General features: G+C 71.7%; 19 protein-coding genes. 9 read left to right on the top strand and 10 right to left on the bottom strand.

Annotated elements, in window-relative coordinates; genetic code table 11:
* Positions 1 to 39: 39 nt before the first annotated feature.
* The 4 genes from ACFZBU_RS33570 to ACFZBU_RS33555 all read right to left on the bottom strand — a co-directional run bounded on the left by ACFZBU_RS33570 (position 40) and on the right by ACFZBU_RS33555 (position 3,752).
* Positions 40 to 714: a response regulator gene (locus ACFZBU_RS33570; protein ID WP_391587486.1), complete on the bottom strand. Its 675-nt coding sequence runs from the start codon at positions 712 to 714 to the stop codon at positions 40 to 42.
* Entirely contained in the window at positions 711 to 2,102 is a 1,392-nt protein-coding gene (locus ACFZBU_RS33565; RefSeq protein WP_391587485.1) for a sensor histidine kinase, read from the bottom strand. The genes ACFZBU_RS33570 and ACFZBU_RS33565 overlap by 4 nt, the downstream gene beginning before the upstream one ends.
* A gap of 160 nt (positions 2,103 to 2,262) precedes the next feature.
* Positions 2,263 to 2,811 (bottom strand): hypothetical protein, encoded by a 549-nt coding sequence (locus ACFZBU_RS33560; RefSeq protein ID WP_391587484.1) that lies wholly within the window; start codon positions 2,809 to 2,811, stop codon positions 2,263 to 2,265.
* A gap of 785 nt (positions 2,812 to 3,596) precedes the next feature.
* Positions 3,597 to 3,752, bottom strand: a complete 156-nt coding sequence (locus ACFZBU_RS33555) for a hypothetical protein (RefSeq protein WP_391587483.1) — start codon at positions 3,750 to 3,752, stop codon at positions 3,597 to 3,599.
* 291 nt (positions 3,753 to 4,043) lie between these two features.
* On the opposite strand from ACFZBU_RS33555, the gene ACFZBU_RS33550 reads away from it, so the two are divergent.
* Positions 4,044 to 4,334 carry a VOC family protein gene (locus ACFZBU_RS33550; protein ID WP_391587482.1) on the top strand — a complete coding sequence of 97 codons (291 nt, stop codon included), beginning with the start codon at positions 4,044 to 4,046 and terminating at the stop codon, positions 4,332 to 4,334.
* 48 nt (positions 4,335 to 4,382) lie between these two features.
* Here ACFZBU_RS33550 and ACFZBU_RS33545 read toward each other — a convergent pair whose 3' ends face one another.
* Positions 4,383 to 4,817: an SRPBCC domain-containing protein gene (locus ACFZBU_RS33545; protein WP_391587481.1), complete on the bottom strand. Its 435-nt coding sequence runs from the start codon at positions 4,815 to 4,817 to the stop codon at positions 4,383 to 4,385.
* Between the two features lie 336 nt (positions 4,818 to 5,153).
* Between ACFZBU_RS33545 and ACFZBU_RS33540 the strand changes: the two genes are divergently transcribed.
* Positions 5,154 to 5,588, top strand: coding sequence for an EboA domain-containing protein (locus ACFZBU_RS33540; RefSeq protein ID WP_391587480.1), 435 nt, complete (start codon positions 5,154 to 5,156; stop codon positions 5,586 to 5,588).
* Between the two features lie 304 nt (positions 5,589 to 5,892).
* Positions 5,893 to 7,095 carry an alpha/beta fold hydrolase gene (locus ACFZBU_RS33535; protein ID WP_391587479.1) on the top strand — a complete coding sequence of 401 codons (1,203 nt, stop codon included), beginning with the start codon at positions 5,893 to 5,895 and terminating at the stop codon, positions 7,093 to 7,095.
* A 225-nt stretch (positions 7,096 to 7,320) separates the two neighbouring features.
* On the opposite strand, the gene ACFZBU_RS33530 is transcribed toward ACFZBU_RS33535, so the two are convergent.
* Complete coding sequence (locus ACFZBU_RS33530) at positions 7,321 to 9,546, bottom strand: SDR family oxidoreductase (RefSeq protein WP_391587478.1); 2,226 nt, start codon at positions 9,544 to 9,546, stop codon at positions 7,321 to 7,323.
* Between the two features lie 636 nt (positions 9,547 to 10,182).
* Here ACFZBU_RS33530 and ACFZBU_RS33525 point away from each other — a divergent pair.
* From ACFZBU_RS33525 to ACFZBU_RS33505, 5 genes are all read left to right on the top strand, one after another.
* On the top strand, positions 10,183 to 11,094 hold the full coding sequence (locus ACFZBU_RS33525; protein ID WP_391587477.1) for an MEDS domain-containing protein: 912 nt from the start codon (positions 10,183 to 10,185) through the stop codon (positions 11,092 to 11,094).
* Positions 11,091 to 11,612 (top strand): ATP-binding protein, encoded by a 522-nt coding sequence (locus ACFZBU_RS33520; RefSeq protein ID WP_391587476.1) that lies wholly within the window; start codon positions 11,091 to 11,093, stop codon positions 11,610 to 11,612. The genes ACFZBU_RS33525 and ACFZBU_RS33520 overlap by 4 nt, the downstream gene beginning before the upstream one ends.
* Positions 11,613 to 11,666: 54 nt before the next feature.
* A complete protein-coding gene (locus tag ACFZBU_RS33515; RefSeq protein WP_391587475.1) occupies positions 11,667 to 11,873 on the top strand; it encodes a hypothetical protein in 207 nt (68 codons plus the stop codon).
* A 472-nt stretch (positions 11,874 to 12,345) separates the two neighbouring features.
* A complete protein-coding gene (locus tag ACFZBU_RS33510) occupies positions 12,346 to 12,708 on the top strand; it encodes a hypothetical protein (RefSeq protein ID WP_391587474.1) in 363 nt (120 codons plus the stop codon).
* Between the two features lie 67 nt (positions 12,709 to 12,775).
* Positions 12,776 to 13,918: an FAD-dependent monooxygenase gene (locus ACFZBU_RS33505; RefSeq protein WP_391587473.1), complete on the top strand. Its 1,143-nt coding sequence runs from the start codon at positions 12,776 to 12,778 to the stop codon at positions 13,916 to 13,918.
* A 45-nt stretch (positions 13,919 to 13,963) separates the two neighbouring features.
* On the opposite strand, the gene ACFZBU_RS33500 is transcribed toward ACFZBU_RS33505, so the two are convergent.
* The 4 genes from ACFZBU_RS33500 to ACFZBU_RS33485 form a co-directional block, all read right to left on the bottom strand.
* Entirely contained in the window at positions 13,964 to 14,335 is a 372-nt protein-coding gene (locus ACFZBU_RS33500; protein ID WP_391587472.1) for a VOC family protein, read from the bottom strand.
* Positions 14,336 to 14,748: 413 nt separating this feature from the next.
* Positions 14,749 to 15,159 (bottom strand): PPOX class F420-dependent oxidoreductase, encoded by a 411-nt coding sequence (locus tag ACFZBU_RS33495; RefSeq protein ID WP_391587471.1) that lies wholly within the window; start codon positions 15,157 to 15,159, stop codon positions 14,749 to 14,751.
* A gap of 211 nt (positions 15,160 to 15,370) precedes the next feature.
* Positions 15,371 to 16,273, bottom strand: coding sequence for an aminoglycoside phosphotransferase family protein (locus tag ACFZBU_RS33490; protein WP_391587470.1), 903 nt, complete (start codon positions 16,271 to 16,273; stop codon positions 15,371 to 15,373).
* A 620-nt stretch (positions 16,274 to 16,893) separates the two neighbouring features.
* Positions 16,894 to 17,064 carry a hypothetical protein gene (locus tag ACFZBU_RS33485; RefSeq protein WP_391587469.1) on the bottom strand — a complete coding sequence of 57 codons (171 nt, stop codon included), beginning with the start codon at positions 17,062 to 17,064 and terminating at the stop codon, positions 16,894 to 16,896.
* A 474-nt stretch (positions 17,065 to 17,538) separates the two neighbouring features.
* On the opposite strand from ACFZBU_RS33485, the gene ACFZBU_RS33480 reads away from it, so the two are divergent.
* Positions 17,539 to 18,150, top strand: coding sequence for a hypothetical protein (locus tag ACFZBU_RS33480; protein ID WP_391587468.1), 612 nt, complete (start codon positions 17,539 to 17,541; stop codon positions 18,148 to 18,150).
* Positions 18,151 to 18,158 lie beyond the last annotated feature (8 nt).

Below are 18,158 nucleotides of genomic sequence, written 5' to 3'. Positions count from 1 at the left end.
CGGGAGTCCCGCGAGGGAGCGCCCTGGGTGTTCGGAGCCCTACGACGGTGTGCCCGGGGTGACCAGGCCGCTCTCGTAGGCGAAGACCACCGCCTGGGCGCGGTCGCGCAGGTCGAGCTTGTCCAGGATGCGGCTCACGTGGGTCTTCACCGTCTGCTCGGCGAGCACGAGATGGGCGGCGATCTCGCCGTTGGAGCGGCCCTGTGCGATCAGCCCGAGGACCTCGGTCTCGCGCGGGGTGAGGGTGCCCAGACGGGTCGAACCCGCGCGGGTGATCGGCCGGTTGCGGGCGAAATCGGCGATCAGCCGGCGGGTGATCGAGGGCGCGAGCAGTGCGTCGCCGGCCGCGACGATGCGGACTGCGGCGATCAGGTCGGCCGGCGAGGCGTCCTTGAGCAGGAATCCGCTCGCGCCCGCCCGCAGCGCCTCGTACACGTAGTCGTCGATGTCGAACGTGGTCAGCATCAACACCTTCGGCACCACGTCCAACCCGCCCTTCTCGCCGAGCAGTTCGCGGGTCGCGGCCAGGCCGTCCAGGATCGGCATGCGAACGTCCATCAGGACCACGTCGGGCCGAGCCTCCCGGGTCAGCCGCACGGCCTCGCGGCCGTCGGCCGCCTCGCCGACCACCTCCAGATCCGGCTGCGCCGCGAGCAGAGCGGCGAAGCCGGCGCGGATCATTGCCTGGTCGTCGGCGATCACTAGGGTGGTCATGCCGCTCCGGGGGTGGTCGGGGCCGGTGTCGCGTCGGCCGGTGGTAGGGGAAGCATGGCAGCGACCCGGAAGCCGCCGTCGGGCAGCGCCTCGGTGCGCAACTCGCCGGCCAGCATCGCGACCCGCTCGCGCATGCCGATCAGCCCCTGGCCGGTACCTGTGCCGGTCGGTTCGGTGCCTGCGGTGCGGTCGTGGGCCTCGACGGGTCTGCGGAGGGCTCCTGTGGCGCCTGCGGCTTTTGCCGTTCCCGGCGTTGTTCCCGGTGCTCCCGGCGTTCCGAGTGTTCCGGGCGTTCCGGGTGCTTTGGGGGCGGAGTTCAGGACGGTGATCCGCAGCGCAGAGGTGTCCCCGGTCACGGTGACCCGTACCGTTGCGCCCGGCGCGTGTCGGACCACGTTGCTCAGCGACTCCTGGACCAGCCGGTACGCGGAGAGCTGCACACCCACCGGTACCCGGTCGGGTGAGGGCACGCCGTCCGCGACGGACAGGTGTGCGTCGAGGCCGGCCCGGTGCGCGGTCTCGATCAGTACGGGCAGTTCGGCCAGGCCCGGTTGCGGGCTGTGCTCGGCGCCGGCGTCCGCGTCCTGGCGCAGCACGTGCAGCAGGCGGCGCATCTCGGTGAGCGAGCGGCGCGCCTCGGCCGCGATCGAGCCGAACTCGTCGACGGCGGCGGGCGGTAGGTCGGCGATCCGATACGGCGCACTGTCCGCCTGCACGGTGATCACCGACATGTGATGGGCCACCACGTCGTGCAACTCGCGGGCGATCCTGGTGCGTTCCTCCAGGAGGGTACGCCGGGCGTGTTCGGCTTGGCCGATCTCCTCGACCACGACCAGGCGGCGCTGGGCGGCACCTCGGCTGCCGATCGCCTCGGCGGTGAGCGGGGCCAGCGCGGACAGGATCGTGATCGGCAACAGATCGCTGAGCCGGACCGGGCCACGGATCAGCACCAGGGTCGTGCCGGCCGCGAGCAGGATCAGCCACAGCGCGACCAATACGCGGCGCGGCGCCCGCAGCGCGATCACGGTCAGCACCACGACCAGGGACATCACCGTGGTCACCGCCCACGGCCACGGCTCGGCGTCGGACACCGGGTGCGTCGGCACCGCCGTCGCGATCGCCGCGGCCAGGGCCAACCACCAGGCCCCCAGCGGGCGATACAGGCACAGCAGGACCGGGACCGCGCGGGCGAGGGCGGCGACGGTCACGCCGGGGCCGTGCGGGTCGTAGTGCTGGTACAGGTCGAACCACCCGACCACGGCGACCGCCAGCGCGGTCAGCGACAACACCAACGTGGTGCGGCGGGTGTGCGGCAGCGGGGCCACCGAGTTCGGCGACATCGCCTCGCGCAGCGTGGCCAGGACGATCGAGGGTCGAACGGTCTCCACGGTTGGTGATGGTATGCCCGGAGGGCCCGATTGACCGGGCCGGGCAAGGGTGGTGGTCATGGCGCTCTCCGCGGTGGGGCGAACGGGCGTGCGGGTACGGGCGTACCGGCGTGCGGGTGCGGATGCGGGCGTACGGGTGACGGATGTGCGGATGCGCGGATCAGGCCGACGGACCGAACGCGCGGCGGGCCGACCTCGCCTGTACGTCGGTGAGCACTTTGATCAGGCACAGGCACACCGCGAAGAAGGCGAGCCCGCCGATCGAGTGCACGGCCCAGACCCCGGCCAGGGTCGGCCCGCCCCACGCGTCGGAATAGTCGGTGTCGCCGTACCAGATCGGGTAGGTCAGGTTGCGGAGCGTGTTGCCGTACGCGTACCCGGCCAGGAGCAGCGTCGGGATGCCGAGTGCGGTGTCGAGCAGGGTGTAGCGCAGCACCCGCAGTGCACCGGGGGCGTCCCGACCGGCGGCCACGCCCAACCCCGGGTCCAGGAACCGGCGCGCCGCCGCGAGTCGGAGTCGGGCCGCGCGGGACGACCGGCCGGTCAGCACGAGGCCGATGCTCAGCAGGCCCAGCGGGAGCGCGATCAGCGCGTACGCCGAGCGTCGAGCGGCCTCGCGCACCGAATTCGGCGCGAATCGGCACAGCGCGGGATGGGCACGACGGACGCGGGAGCGGGTGGGGACGTGGCGGGCGGTGGTGAGCGTCATGGCGGGTCCTCGGGGTGTGCCCACGATTACGCGGTCGCGGTGCGTGGTGCGCGAACGCTCGCGGTTGGTGCTCGATGCTCGGTGCCGGGATCGGCGCCGTTTTCCCAAGGTAGGAGCCGAGTCGGCGGCGGGCATCACACCGCGGCGCCAACTCCGGAGTGATACCGCAGTAGGGGGTCGGAGCGCGGCGGATTCGGGGCCGGGGAGGCGCGGTGGGTTGCCCGGGCAATGACACGAGGGTCGATGTGCGGCGCCGGTCGCCGGTCGCCGGGCGGTCGGGCGTGTGCGGCGGGAGGGCGGGCGTACGTACTGATCGCGCCGCCGCCGCAGGGTCTCATTCGGGCCGCGGTGAGGCAGCGGGCGACGTGGAGCGTGTCGGCGGGCAGCCGGGCTGTACCGGCAGGCGCGACGCCGGAGGATGACCGACCTGCGGGGGAGGCTCCGGTGCGTTGCCTGCGGCCACACCGTGCGTGCCGACGCGGTGGGAGCACTTCGCGGTGCTGCGGGGGCGGGGCTGGGTTGGTCGGGGCTGGGTCCGCCGAGACCTGGGCGGGGCGGGGCGTCGCGACGCGGGCCCGGCATGGCGGGAAGCCTCGACGTTCACGTCGGGGAGGAGTGACGACGTATCCGGGACCTACGCACGCAATCCGTGGGCGGACCGGAAGCGCGGCGGGCGGGTCGGTCCGGCTCGGGGCCGGGCAATCGGCGGGCACAACCGGCACCTCGGACGTCGGCCCTCGGGACGACCGCCGGGAAACGACTGCCGAACGCCGAACGCCGAACGGTCAGGACGAGTGCGTCTGCGCCTCGGCGTCCTTCTTGGCGTAGTGCTCGCGCTCGCGCCGGTCCGCACGCAGGATGCCGCGGATCACGAACGTGAAGCCGACCGCGACCACGACGAAAGGGGTGAGTTCGGCGAGGGCGCCGAGGGCGTTCAACACGATGACTCCCAAAAGTGGTGCAGCCGCGCGACCGCGCCACCGGCCGAACCGGTCGCACGAGCCGCCGTCGGCTCGCTCCGCCGTTCGTCCTCCGAGCGGCGGCACAAACACTACCGCCCGTGCCGACGTCAACCGTCGGCGACCACGGGTCGGGCGTGGGTTGTCGACCGCGGGTCGTCGGTCGTGGGTGGTGCGTGGCGGGTCGTGGTCCGTGGGTCGTCGGTCCCGGTGAGGGTCGGTTCGCGTCGGGAGGGTCGGATGGGCGGGCGGTGCCGTGCTTGACTGGCGGCCATGTCGTTGGGACTGATCGTCGTCTATACGTCGCGGCTCGATGCGTGCCGCGACTTCTACGCATCGCTCGGCCTCGATCTGGTCCGCGAGTGCCATGGGACCGGCCCCGAGCACTACGCGGCGACCCTTGCCGACGGTGTCGTGGTGGAGCTGTATCCGGCGCGGCCCGATCGGCTCACCGGATATCTGCGACTCGGCCTGACGCTGGAGACCTCGCCGCTCCCGGCGGGGCGGCACCGGCTGACCGATCCGGACGGGCGGGCGGTCGATGTCTCGGTGATTGCCGGGTGAACCGGTTGCCGACCTGCCTGCCGTGCAGCCCGGGTGGGGGCGTGGTCATCAGCGGGGGCCACCGGCGGCTTCGGTGAAGCGGCGGAGGTCTTCGACGTGGGCGCCCCAGCCGTCGCGGTGTGCGGCGGCGAGGTTCGGGCCGTCCGCGAGGCGGTTCCAGCCGGTCTCGCGGACCCGGAGTTGGGTACCCGGGCGGGCCCGGGTCAGCTCGATGGTCACCGTCGTGGACACCGGCCAGTCGTCGTCGGCCCAGGTGAACCGCAGCAGCCGGCACGGGTCGAGCGCCTCCACTCGACCGGTGGTCAGTCGGGCCTCGCCGTCGGCTCCGCTCCAGCGCTCGGACAGCCGGCCGTTCACCCGCGCGTCCAGGTCCAGGTAGCTCCACCACAAGGCGCGCGTGTCCGCGTCCACGAGGGCATGCCAGACCGCCTCGGCGGGCGCGGCGATCACGACACTGACCTCGACGAGCGGTTCACGAACCATGGACCAACGGTAGATCTCGCGAACGCCCACGTCAGCCTGCCAACGGTTCGCGAACGGTTCGCTGAAGGTCAAGTTTGCGCCGTACGCGCGCCGTGTGCGCCTCCGCGGCCGGGTGGTGCGGGCGGGGCGTGGGCGGTACCGGGTGCGGGGGCGATTGTTTGCGGCAATTCGTAGGCTTTGCCGGAAATGTGAATCGGCTTGAAACGTATGTCGCCGGTACGTCCGGCGTGGGCCGATGCGTCCGCCTGCGATTCGTCGATTGGCGATCACTGCGGATGGGGAACGCACAGCCACGAATGCGTACTCCGCATCGCCGCCACCGGGAGGAATCCGCCCATGCCCCACCCGCCGATCGCAGCTCTGCGAAGCGCGTTCACCGCGTCCGCCAAACCGGGCAGCCAGGACTGGCCCACCCTCGCCGACTTCACCGTGTTCGCCGCCGCCGGCCGCACATGTGGCCGGGCCCCGCTGATCGGGCTGCCCGGTTGGACCTGCGACGACGCCGCGCGCGTGCTGGCCCTGGCCGAACTGGCGACGCGCACCCCCGAGGGCGACCTGTCCGCCCACCTGCGCACCCTGTACTGGCGCGGCGACGCCCACGAACGCCGCGCCGTGCTGCGCGCGTTGCCCTACCTCTCGGTCGCCCGACGGGACCCGGCGCTGGCCACCGCCCTGGTCGAGGACGCACTCCGCACCGGCGACCCCCACCTGATCGCCGCCGCCCGCTTCGCCGACTTCACCTCCGCCACCGCCACCGTCGACCCCGACTAGTCGGCAAGCCCTCCCGAAAGCCACTGCCCCCGCAACGCGCCCCGCACGCCCCACAACCGCGACGCCGGCCACCCCATCACCCGGGGTGGCCGACATCGCCGTGGTGCGCTGCGCTCGGCGCGTTCTTGCCGCGTTCGTCGCGTCCCGCCGAGTTCGTCGCGTTCGCCGACGTCCGCCGCGTTCGTCGCGTCGTGCCCGTTGCGCCCATCGAACCCGGTTCCGTGGCCGGTGTGTTGCGGGGTGCCGGGGGCTTGTGGGGTGGGGACGGTGGGCAGGCTGGGGTGGGGCGAGGTTGGGAGACGGGATGCGGCGTAGGAAGGCGTTGGCGGTGCTGGCGGCTCCGGCATTGGTGGGCCTGGGGGCGGGTAGCGCGCGGGCGCAGCCGGCGGCGGAGCGTATCGCCGGCGCACTGGGCGGCGACCTCGAGGTGCGTGGGCGCGAGCACGGCCCGGAGTGGACCCGGACCCGGCTGGAAGTGCGGGACGCTGCCGTGCCGTTGGTGGTGGACGTGGTCGCGGACACCCGACATCTGCCGCGCCGGCTCGTCTATCTGCTCCCGGGCGGCGGCCTCGACTTCTCCTCGAACTTCTTCACCCCCACCGCCCACAACCTCACCCACCACCTGCGCGAACGCGGCTATCTCGTGATCGGCATCTCACCGCGCGAGAACGACGCGGCGCCCGCCGACCTCACCGCCGCATGGGGCCTGGCCGCGCACAAGCGGGACGCGCACAAGATCATCGACGCGGTCGACTCGGCGCTGCGGGTGCCCTACGAACTGCTCGGCCACTCCGCGGGTGCCGCGCTCGCGCTGGACCTCGCCGCGGACCGGCCGGCCAGGCTGCGGCGGGTGATGGTGCTGGATACGACCGGGCCGTACGAGGGCGACCCGGCGATCCGCGCCGCCCGGACCAGGGCCGCGCTCGACCGGCAGCTCGCCGCCGGCACGTACGCGAACGACCCGGGCCTCAAGGGCCTGCTCGCGCGCGCGGTCGGCGACCCGGATGGGGCCTCGGCGGTGCCGCGACCGGTCGATCCGAACACGAGGTTCACCAACGCGGCACTCGCCCATTTTGCGTTGATCCATACGAGCAGCCTGCCGGGACCGACCAACTGGGTCTACGAACAGGGCTTCGCCGCAGGGAGTTTCGCCTTCGGCGCGACGCCGGCCGAGGACCGGTTCGGCCTCGCGCACGGTCCGCTGTCGGTGTGGGCGGAGGCCACCGCGCGGTTCGGCGGTGGCCTGATCCCGACCGCGCTGCTCCGCGACCTGACCGCGATCTGGGCCGGCGAGGAGTCGGTCTACCGGATCGACTGGGCGGCCATCGACGCCGAGGTCACCTGGGTGAACACGGCCCTGGGCCGCGGCGACCACCCGCTCGGCGCCGACCTGATCCGGGCCGGCGGCAACCCGAAGGTGAGCTTCACCGTCGTCCCGGACTACGGCCACGGCGACGCGACATGGAGCACCACGGCCGACGCGGACGTGTGGCGACACCTGGTCTGACCGGACCGAACCGGGTCGCGCCGAAGCGGGTGGGGGCGAAGGCCGGGTGCCCCGCTCGTGGGTGTGGGGCAGTACCGGCCCGGACGGACGTGCGGCAGATCGAACCTGCCACCGCAGGAGAAGGCCATGGCAACCGCAAAGTCGGCGCGAAGCCGAGCAAGCAGCCCGCAACCGTCTCCGCCGACTCCGAACACCGCCTCGCCTCGGTGACCCCCGCGCCGCGCCTCAGTCCCTCGTGAGCTCGTCCAGGGCCGTCGACCACGACGCGCACAGGGACTCGGCCAACTCCGCGGGCAGGCCGGTGTCGGCGACGGCGCTGACGTACAGGGTGTCCTCGAAGGTGGCGAGGAACATCCCGAACGGCATGCCTCGGGGCAGGCCGCCGAAGGGGACCGCGCCGATCAGCGGCGACCCGCGGAATGCGTACGGTCGGCGCAGCCACCGGTGGATCGGGCCCGCCACCAGGTCGACCTGCCACGGTGACGTCGCCGCCCGCGCGTGCCAACGCGCGCCGGAAGCCGGGTGCGCCGCCCGGATCGCCTCGGTGACCAGGGCCAGGCGTCGTGCGGGATCCGTCTGGTCGCACGGCAGCCGCACCCGCGTGGGCCGGGCGTGCGCGCCCGGTTCCGCCGCGCCGGAAGGGGTCGGTACGAGCGCCCAGACCGGTCGTGGCCCGCGCCGCCACGGGACATCGGCGCAGTCCCGCAGCGCGCCCGCGAGCGCGGCGAGGAACAGCGCGTCCTGGTCGGCCCCCGCCGGATGCAGCCGCTCGGCGTCCAGGCCCAGCCAGGCCAGGCGCCGCGTGCCGGTCGATCCCCGGGTGGCGAACGGCCGGGTGGCCGGCGGGAGCAGGCGCCGTACGCGCGCGCACGCGCCCGGATCGCCGACCGCCGCCGGGTGCGCCGGCGCGGCGTCGATCGGCTCCACGCCGAACAGCCGCCGACTCACCTCGACCACCGACGCGCCGTCCAGCAGGGCGGGGTGCGCCTTGACGATCACCGCCCATTCGTCGTGCGCGTGGCCGTGTACGAGCCGGGCCTCCCACAGCGGCCGATCCCGCGGCAGCCGGGCCGCGAGCGCTTCGTCCACGGCGGTGCCGAGGCCATCCGGACCGACCGGGTGCGCGTGTACGTGCCGGGCCGGATCCAGCGGGCCGCGTCGGCGATGGCCGCCGTCCGTGCGGTACGCGAGCGTGGGCACGCGCCACAGCCGCGCCGCCACCGCCTCGCGCAGATCCTCGACGGTCGGCGCGAGGCCGCGAAAGCGCAACACACACCCGAGTTCGACCGACCCGGCCCGCTCGGCCCGCTCGGCTCGACCGTGCTCGGGGTGCGAGTGCCGCTGCGCGCCGACCCGCCGCCCGCTGCGACCCGGCCGGACGCAGTCCACCAGGTAGTCCCGGTCGATCCCGACGGCCGAGCGCGGCTCGCCGAGCAGCGCCCGCACACCCGAGTCGTCATAGCTGCGACGGTGCGTCAGATACGGCATGAACGCGGTGTGCGCCTCCGCGAGCCGCTCCACGCCGGTCGGCCCGGCAGGCGGCTCGGCCACGAACCGCAGCCGGACCGGCAGGAATTCGGCCAACACCTCGCGCACGACCTCGATCGGCACGTCGTGCGGATGCCGTACGTGGTAGACGTCCACACCACCCGATCCGGCGAGGTCGGCGAGCCTGGTCATCACCCGAGCGGCCTCGTGCACCGGCACGAAGTTGAGCCGGCCCTCCGGCGCCGAGATCAGGCGCAGGACCGGCCGGATCCGCCGCGGCAACCGCGCCGCCCAGCCCAGCGCCGCGCAACCGGCGGTCGCCTCGGCTCGTTCGACCATGTATCGCAGCGCATTTCCCGGCACGCCGGGCCGGTCGGAGACCAGCGTGGTCGGCCGCAGGATCATCGCCGCCCGGCCCGATCGTGCGGCCCAGTCCCGGACGAGCACCTCGGCCTCGTACCGGGATCGCTCGTAGTCGTTCTCGAAACCGCCCGAGTCGTCAGGCAGTTCCTCTTTCACCGTGCCGTCGCGCCGGGAACCGGCCACATACGCGGTGCTGATGTGCAACATGCGCGGCCGACGCCGGCCGACCTCGGCCAACTCCAGGAGATGCCGGGTGCCTTCGACGTTGACCGGACGCAGCTCGGCCAACGTCGCGTCGATCCGGCGATCGCCGGCGCAGTGCCAGATCACATCGATCGAATCGGCCAGCGAGGTGAAGTCCGACCGGGACAGGCCCAGTCGAGGCTGCGTCAGGTCGGTCTCGACGATCCGCAGCCGTTCGGGGAGTCGCCGCACCAACTCGTCGGGAGCGGCGGTGACTTCCAGAAAGGCCCGAATCCGGTCGATCGCGCCGCGCGAGCCCGCGTGCGAGAGCACGGTGATCGTGCGGTGTCGGTCGAGTAGTTCGCGGAGCAGATGGAGACCGAGGAATCCGGTTGCTCCGGTGATGGCGACGCGCATGGCTCAGCAAACTCCTTGCAGGTTCTTCCGAATGGCCTGACGGGGCGTCATGTCGACCGTGTCGACGCGCGGCGAGTCGGGCCCGATGGCGCGCTGCGCCGGGGCATGCGTGGTCAATGTCTTCCCTGGGACGAGTGGGTTTCGTCAGGACGCTAGTCGCCGAACGGTCGGCACCCGGGTGGTATTGGGCCAACCGATGTCGGCGTCACCCGATCGGGTTCGCGATCGCGGTCGCGGTCGCGAGGAGGCCGCTGCCGCGCCCGGCGGCGTGCGCCCTGTCATGGCGCCCGGCACGGCCCTTTGCCGCCCCGCCGAAACGTCCGAGCGGTCCGAGCGTTCCGGTGGCCCGGTGGTCCCGTGGTCCCGTGGTCCCGTACGAGAGTTCCCGCGGCGCATCGAGGCATCGCACCGGACACCGCGACGGAGCAGACGTCGCCGCCCCCGGCGCCGGTTCGGAGCCCGGTCGAGGTGGTGACCGGGAACCAACGATTGTGCCTCGACCGGGCGGCCGATACCCCCGAAAGAAGCTTTCTGGACTGTTTTCGCTCGATGACACCACCTGGTGGGTCTACGGTCTGGATCGGGACGAGCGCCCGGGTCCGCCCGCGGCGCACCAGGACCAGGGGGCATACGCAGATGGACACTTCCCAGGCCGGGGCCACGGTGGCCGCGGTGGGATCGATGGCATACGGAAGCCACTGTTGCTTCGTGTCGGCCGACGAGGAGATCGTCCGGCTCGCGGTGCACAGCTACGTTCGGGACGGCCTGTCCGCCGACGACCGAGTGCTGTGCCTGCTCGGTCGGCGCGACCGGACCTGGCTGATGAGTACGCTCTCCGAAGGACCCACATGGCCGGCCGAACGCGAGGCCGACGGCTCGCTCGTGGTCGTCGACGTCGGCCGAACGCCGCTGTGGGAAGGCGAGTTCTCGCCCGAGGGGATGGCGAAGACGTTCTTCACCGCGGTGGAGCAGGCACTGGCGGACGGCTTTCGGGGCCTGCGGGTGTGCGGCGACATGACATGGGGCCCGGCGGGTGGCGTCGCGTACGACGACCTGCACGAGTTCGAACGGCTCGCGGGTCTGGGCCTTCCCGGCCGTCAGGCGATGGGCTTCTGCCTCTACGATCCGCGCGAGTTCAGCTCCGTCCAGGTCGACGCCCAGGAACGATTGCACCCGCTCGTCGCGGGCACCGGGCGCGCTCGTCCGCCCAGCCTCCAGGTCGCCGACACGACCAGGGGTCTGCGACTGATCGGCGAGGCCGACGTGGCGACCCGCGCCCTGTTGGAGGACGCGCTGCGGAGGGCCACGGCGGCTCAGTCGGGACGTGACCTGGTGGTCGACCTGTCCGCGCTGGAGTTCGCCGACCTGTGCGCGATGGAATCGTTGTACCGCACCGCCGCCGCGCTGAGCCCGGACCGGCGGTTGGTGCTGCGCGCTCCGGGGCCGGCCGTACGCAAGGTGCTCGACCTGCTCGGCTGGAGCGGCACCGGTGGCTTGATCGTGGACGGGGACCGTCCGTCCGGGGAGCGTAGTGGGGGAGCGCAGTGACCGGCCCGAAGCACGATCACGCCCGCGCCTGTACCGGCGGCGGTCCGGTGGAGGTGTTGCCCTTCGGTGCTTCGGACCTGTGCCTGGTGCGCGCGGTGGTGCGCCGGCACGCCGACGCGGTCGGCCTGGCCGACGACCGACCCGACTGTCTGGTCCTGGCGGTGCACGAGATCGCCGCGTGTGCGGTCACGAGCGGCTCGAAGCCGGCCCTGCTGCGCTGTGTGCCCCGCATGGGCCGGGTGGTGTGTGAGATCCACGCGAGTAGCGAGGAGCACAACGGCTGCCGACGGCGGGCCTTCCCGAGACTGACCGACAAACACGAGACCCCCGGCCGCGGGTTGTGGATCGCCCGCGCGTTGTGCGACGAGGTCGAAGTGGCGGAGTGTGCCGAGGGCGTGGTGGTCCGGATGACGATGCACCTGACCGCGTCGACGCCCGCGACCCCGCCCGAGCCGGCCGGGCGACCGCAGGGCGAGGAAGCCTGTGGCAGCGCCGGGACGGGAGCCGAGCGCCCCTGACGGCCGGCGGGATCGGCTGGGGCGGACCGGCCCGATGTGACACCGTCGGGCACGATGACCGATGAAGAGATGTCGAAACGGGCCGTGACCTCCGGCGCGGCGGCCACGGTGGGTGTGCGGCGCACGGCGATCTTCGAGGCGGTACGCGCGGACCGAAACGGACCGGTGACCGGGCTGCTGCTCGCCCTCGCCGATGCGGGAGCGGCCGAGGCGCGGGTGAGCGCGATCGAACTGCTGTGTTCGCCGGCCGAGTTCGGGTAAACCTGGCCGATCGTCGGCGAGCGCGCCGCAGCGTACGTGGTGGACCCGGAGCCGGGTGTGCGGGTCGCGGCGGCGGACCTGTTCGTGGCGACGCAGGATGCCGAGACGGTGTCGGCGCGGTTGCCGGACCTGGCCGATCCGGACGTGCGGGTGGCGGGCGTGACGGCCCTGCCCGGGCGAGCCGGTGCGTTCGAGGATGTGCTCACGCAACTCCTGGAGGACGGCGATCCGGCGGTGCGGGTGGTGGCCGCGCTGGGGCTGCTGGGTGTGGAAGGCGTGCCGTGGGCATGGCTACAGGCGCTGAACGAGGCGATCGCGGCCGATCTGCCGGCGGCGGTGCGTCGAGTCGGCCCCGGCGCCCGATCCTGGGGCTCGACCTGGGCGTGGCGATTGGCTCGCAACGATCACGAGGACGAGTGCCATCGCATCGTGCGGCTGCTGCTCGCGGCCGAGGACCCGGATGTGCGGTGGGTTGACCGAGCGTCAGGGTCGGCAGGCGATGGCCCTGTTCGAGCCCGAGTCGGTGCTCAAGTACGAGTTGGCCGGGGTTGTTTGGCGACACCGGGGTGTCGCGGATACCGGGATCGCGGATCGGCTCGTTGCCGAATTGTCCGCCGTGGCCGGGGATCAGTACGTCGGCGCGCACGCGCTGCCGGTGTTGGCGGACATGGGGCGGCATGCGGCCGGTGCGTTGCCGCGGCTGACCGCGTTGATCGAGGACCGGTGTCGACTTCCGGTCAACGAAAGCACGGAGTGGGCCGAGATTCGGTTCGACGAAACTCGGCGAGCCCAACTGGTCGTTGTCCGTGATCGGATTGCCGCCGACATCCCGTAGGGTCCTTCCGGACGCCAACGCGTTCGGACATCCGTACGAAGTCGGATGCGGACAAGGGGAGATGGGCATGCCGATAGGCAGGGTCGCCGTGGTCGGCGGAAGTATCACGGGCTGCGCCTTCGCACTGGCGGCGGCGCGCGGCGGGGCCGAGGTCACCGTGTACGAGCGCACCACCGGCGAACTCGCCGACCGGGGCGTGGGCATCGCGTTGCACGTCGACCGCTATGTGGAGCTGGAGGCGGCCGGCTACATCGACGACAGCACCCCGTGGCGCAACGTGGTCGGGCGCAAGTGGCTCGTCGACGACGGGAGTTCACCGCGAGGGCGGTTGCTCTGGGACCAGTCCGCCGCCTTCCGGATGTACAACTGGGGCCAGTTGTGGCAGGGGTTGCGCCGCCGGGTGCCGGCCGAGGTGGACTACCGCGGCGGCACGCCCGTCACCCTGGGCGAGGACGGCGAGGTGGTACTGCCGGACGGCACCCGGGAGCACTACGACGTGGTGGTCGGCGCGGACGGGTACGGCTCCGCCGTGCGTAGCGCGCTGTTCCCGGACGCCGTGCCGCAATACGCGGGCTACACGATGTGGCGCGGGAGTTGTGCGTGGGAGCACGAGCCGATGGATCACCTGATCTCGGTCTGCATACCGAACGGCCAGGGCGTGATGTACCGCATTCCGGGCAGCGAGGGCGACCGGCTGTCGTGGGGCCTGTACAGCGCCGTGGGCGGCACGGACAACCCGCGTCCGGCGCTGTTGGAACTGGCCCGCAAGTACTTCCCGCCGTTCTGGGCCGACCTGGTGACCGCCACACCCGAGAGCGAGACGTTGATCCAGCCGATCAACGACCTGGTGGTGGACGCCTATACGAGCGGGCGCGCGCTGGTCGCCGGTGACGCGGCGGCGATCGCCCGTCCGCACGTGGCCAGCGGCGCGGTCAAGGGCATCCAGGACGCGGTGGCCTTCGAGACCGCGTGCCGGGAGGTGGGCCGGGACGGTTCATGGGACGACGTGCTGGCGCGCTACCGGGCGGAGCGGCAACCGGCGGGCGCGGACCTGGTCCGGGTGGCCCGGGCGATGGGCTACGCGATGGTCGAGGACACCCCGGACTGGACCGTCATGACGGCGGAGCACATGGTCGACTGGTGGGCCGCCCAGCACGCGGACGACGGCTTCGGCGGTCACGCGCTGGGCGCCTCGATCGGCGGTCGGTGACCCGGCGGCTCGGCCGGAGGGGCCGGCCGTCGGGCGGCGGCGGGCTCAGTCCCGGTCGGCGATGTGCATGTTGATGTTGAGCACGTAGCCGTTGGGGTCGCGGACGAAGAAGCGGCGTACACCCCACGCCTCGTCGGTGATCGGGTACACGATCTCGTAGCCCCGATCGCGCGCCTGGGCATAGGCCGCATCGACGTCCTCGACCTCGATCGACATCGCCGTGCGGCCGGACTGGGCGTCCCAGTCGCACTCGTCGGTGACCACGATCACCTGCGCGGTCGGATTGCTCGGCGAGCGGAACATCAGGAACCCGGGCTCGTCCATGCCCGGCTCGAAGCCGAGGAAGTCCTGATAGAAGTCCCGATTGGGGCCGAGTTCGGTGGCGGAGACGCTGGGTACGACGCGGCGGATCTTCATACGGCCACAGTAGGCACGCGGACCGACATCGCCCGGGCAGCCGGGCGATGTCGGCCGGTCGGAGTGTCGCGCGCGCGATCGCGCTCCGCTCGGGTGGGGCGGTTCGGGGGCGATGGGGCCGGGACGCTCTGGGTGCGTTCGTGCTTTGTTCGGGGTGGGGCGGAGTGTCGCGTGCGGTCGCGCATGCTCGGGGCAGGACGGATCGGGAGGGTCGACGCCGCCCGGGCCGTCCGCGTGCGGTCGCGCTTCGCTCGGGGCGGGTGGACGGGTCGGGTCCGGAAGGCCGGTGCCGCCGGACGGTCCGGGCGCCCCGCGCTCCGGGTCGACGACGGGCGGCGGCGACCGGCCGCGTGCGTATCGTGCCGGGTGTGGCGGCGCCCGGAGGGTGCTCCGCGTGCCCGCATTCGTTCGGGTCAGGAACCGGTGCCGCTGCCGCCGTCCTCGAGATTCCAGCCGATCACCCGCTCGGGGTGGATCCGCAGTACCTCGTTGCTGAAGAACCCCACCGCCAGCGGCGGTTCGTGGTCGCGCAGCAGCTCGGCCCGGCCGCGGATCTCCACCCCGCGCCCCCAGCCCGGCTTGAACGCCCCCGGCTCGTCCGGCGTCATGTCGTCCACGACGAACGCCACGGCCGAGTTACGCTCCGCGTTGCGCCACTTTTGGCTCGCGCTGAGCTTGGGCCCGCCGATGTCGACGGTCCCGTCCTCGTTGAGCCGGAAGCCGACGGGCCGCACCTGCGGCTCGCCATCGGGTCCCACGGTCGCCAATCGCCCCAGGCCCTGGCCGAGCAGGTACGCCCGTTCGATCTCGGTGTACGTCGCCATGTCCGCCGCGCTCCGTCCGTATCCGCCGTGCCGCCCGAGTCCGCCCCGGACGCTCGTCTCGAACCCGGAACCTAGAACTTCAAGCGCACTTGATGTCAAGGATCGACATTGCCGCCGGGCATGGTCGAAGGCATCCGAGCCGGGCCGGTGTCTTCCCGGCGCCACCACCCCGATTGCCGCCGCCACCGAACATGGTCGAATGGCGCCGGGATCAATCCCGTTCCGGCACGGCCCGGATCACGTGGCGGGCGTTGTCGGCCATCGCCGGGTTCGTGGTGCGGTAGTACGGCAGTGCGATCACGGCCTGGGAGAGGGTGCGGCCCCGGCCCCGGCGCCAGGTCGCGTCGTCCACGTCGAGTGCCGCGCGGAAGACCTGCCGCGCCCCGGCCGGCAGCAGATTCCAAGCCGGGAACAGATCGCACGCCGGATCACCAACGCCCATGCACCCGAAGTCGATCACCGAGGTCAGCCGGCCGGCACCGTCCACCAGGAGATTGCCCGGCATCAGATCGGCGTGCAGCCACAACGGCGGCCCGTCCCAGGCGGGGGCCCGGAGGGCGTCCTCCCACACGGCGAGCAAGCCGTCGCAGTCGATGCCCTCCTCCGGGATGCCGCGCAACTCCTCGATCGCCGCCCGGGTCGAGGCATCGAGCCGGGCGAGCGGCCCACCCCGGTAGGCGGGCGGCGCGTCCGGCAGGTCGACGGCCCGCATCGCCGCCACGAAGCGGGCAAGGTCCTCGGCGAGCGCCGCGGGCTCCGCCAACGCCCCGGCCTCGGGATTCCCGCCCGCCTGCCACCGGTACACCGACCACGGCCACGGATACCCCTCGGCGGGCTCGCCGGCCCCGAGCACCTCGGGAACGCCCGTAGGCAGCAGCGGCGCGAGTCGAGGCAGCCACTCCCGCTCCAGCGCCACGTCCTCGGCCCCGCTCCTGCCCAACGGGAGCCGTACGACCATGTCGTCGCCGAGCCGGTATATCGCGTTGACCGTGCCCCCCGAGGGGAACCGCCGCACCGCCGCCCCGGCCCACTGCGGAAACCGCCCCGCCACCAACCGCCGCACGAGCTCCTCGTCGATGGGATGCAGATCGGGATGCATCGGAACCGCGCTCATGAGTCGCCATCCGACCGCCACAGACCGGCGGCCGTCAAGCACATTTCCGACCCGCCCTCGCGCCCGCTCGGAAAGCGTGTCGGGTTCACCCCGTGACGAGTTCGAATCTCGCATCCTCCGCTGGCCTGAACAGGCAAAACAGTCAGCCCCGACCTCTCGCCAGGTCGGGGCTGATTTCATTTGGTTGCAGTTCTGGTTGCAGTTGGTCCTCGGAACGCGGAGGTCAGCCCCCGGGACAGTGCCCAGCCGGCACGGCGTCCGGCCCCGTTCGCACGAGTGCGTAGACCATCGGCCCCTCGTGCCTCGCGAGCCTGGCGCGGGTCCATCAACAGCAAAGACCCCGCCACCGGCCGCTGACGTCGTCCTGCGCGAACTCCACATCGAGGTGCTACGGCGACGAATGGGCAGCCGGTCGAAGGCGATCACCGTGCCGTTGGCGCCCGGCGGCGGCTCCGGCGTTCAGGGATGGGCGATCGCGAGGTGTGTTGTGGGGCTCCCGGCGTTCGTAGCGCACGTTTTCCGTGTGTCCAGCCGTCGCACAGGTTGGCGACGTGGCGTGCGGTTTCGTCGATGCAGACGAGCGCCGTCCTCGTCCGGGTTCCGATGGCGCTGCGGCGTGGTCAGAACACGTGGCCGGTGGTCATCGCCCAGTGCGCGGCGGCCTGTTCGCCTGCGGGGAGCGCCTTCCACCGTCCGCTCGCGACCAGACGGTCCCGCATGAGCATCCCGGCGATGTGGGCTGCCTCGGCGATCTCCGCCCAGGGTTCCATCCGCCACCGCTCCAGCTGCACGGACAGCTCCCGCAGGTCCGGCCGGCGTTCGGGTTCCGGGCTCGTCCACCGACACCCGGTGCAGAGTCCGGTCAAATTGCTCGATCCGGAGGTTGAGCTCCTCCAAGCGCCGTCGGTGGTGCGCAGGCTCGTGGATGTCAATGTGGATGACGCCACGCAAAGGTGGTCAATGAATCGGCGGCCCGTTGTACCTCCGGAGAAGTTGCCGTGCCGCCTCTCGTGCAAAGGCTAGACTTCATCCAGCCACTACCGGGCCGGCAATCGCGACGGCCGGTATCACCTCTTCCATGATCATCGATTCGACTTCCGTTGGAGAATGACTTGGAGTTCGCTCGAGTATCGATCGGGTTGATAGCTGCGGTAACCGCTCCGGCGGGATTTGCGTGGTACCGGAGAAAGCCGTGGTATGCGATATGCTTCTCCGCCACGTACGCGATGCTCGTGATATTACCGACGAATCATGGTTGGGAAGCTGTGTTGACAGTGCTTGCCGCCGTTTCGGTAGCCGTCTGCGTGGCTGTATTGAGCACTCCCGGGTCGTGGTCTCTGCCGCATTTCGGATATCCATGGTTTGTTTCCCCCGGGCTGGGGGCGGAAAAGAAGGCGGCGCTCGCGGTTCTTGCAGTATCGGGGGTGTTCATTGCCTATATCGGAGGGTCTTCCTGGTTCGACTTCGTTCGCGATTCGGTGATCGAGAATGATCGCTCGATCAGTGTCCTTTCGGGACTCTTGATCGCGGTTCTCGGTTGTCAACCGGTCATCGGACGTGTGGTGAAGCCGCTCGTGGACAGTGTCGAGAGCGCCATCGGCGCAGGAACACTGGGCCCCGAGGTGCGCGAGTTTTTCATATCCGGAAACCACATCGGATGGATCGAGCGATTACTCCTCTTTGCCTTCCTTGCCTCATCTCATCCGGAGGCCGCCGCGCTCGTCATCGCGGCGAAATCGTTCGCCCGTGCGCCGGGGATAAGTCAGGGGGGTAAATTAATGAGTGAATATTACCTTATCGGAACATTGGCGAGCGTCGCCAGTGCGTTAGTGGCGGCAGTGGCAACTAGACTGGCCATAGGATTGCCGCCATTGTAGGGAGCCTT

Origin of the sequence: Embleya sp. NPDC008237 (assembly GCF_042956465.1) — a bacterium.
GTDB lineage: Bacteria > Actinomycetota > Actinomycetes > Streptomycetales > Streptomycetaceae > Embleya.
Note: the sequence above shows the minus strand (reverse complement) of the source record. Positions and strands in the feature narration are given on the sequence as shown.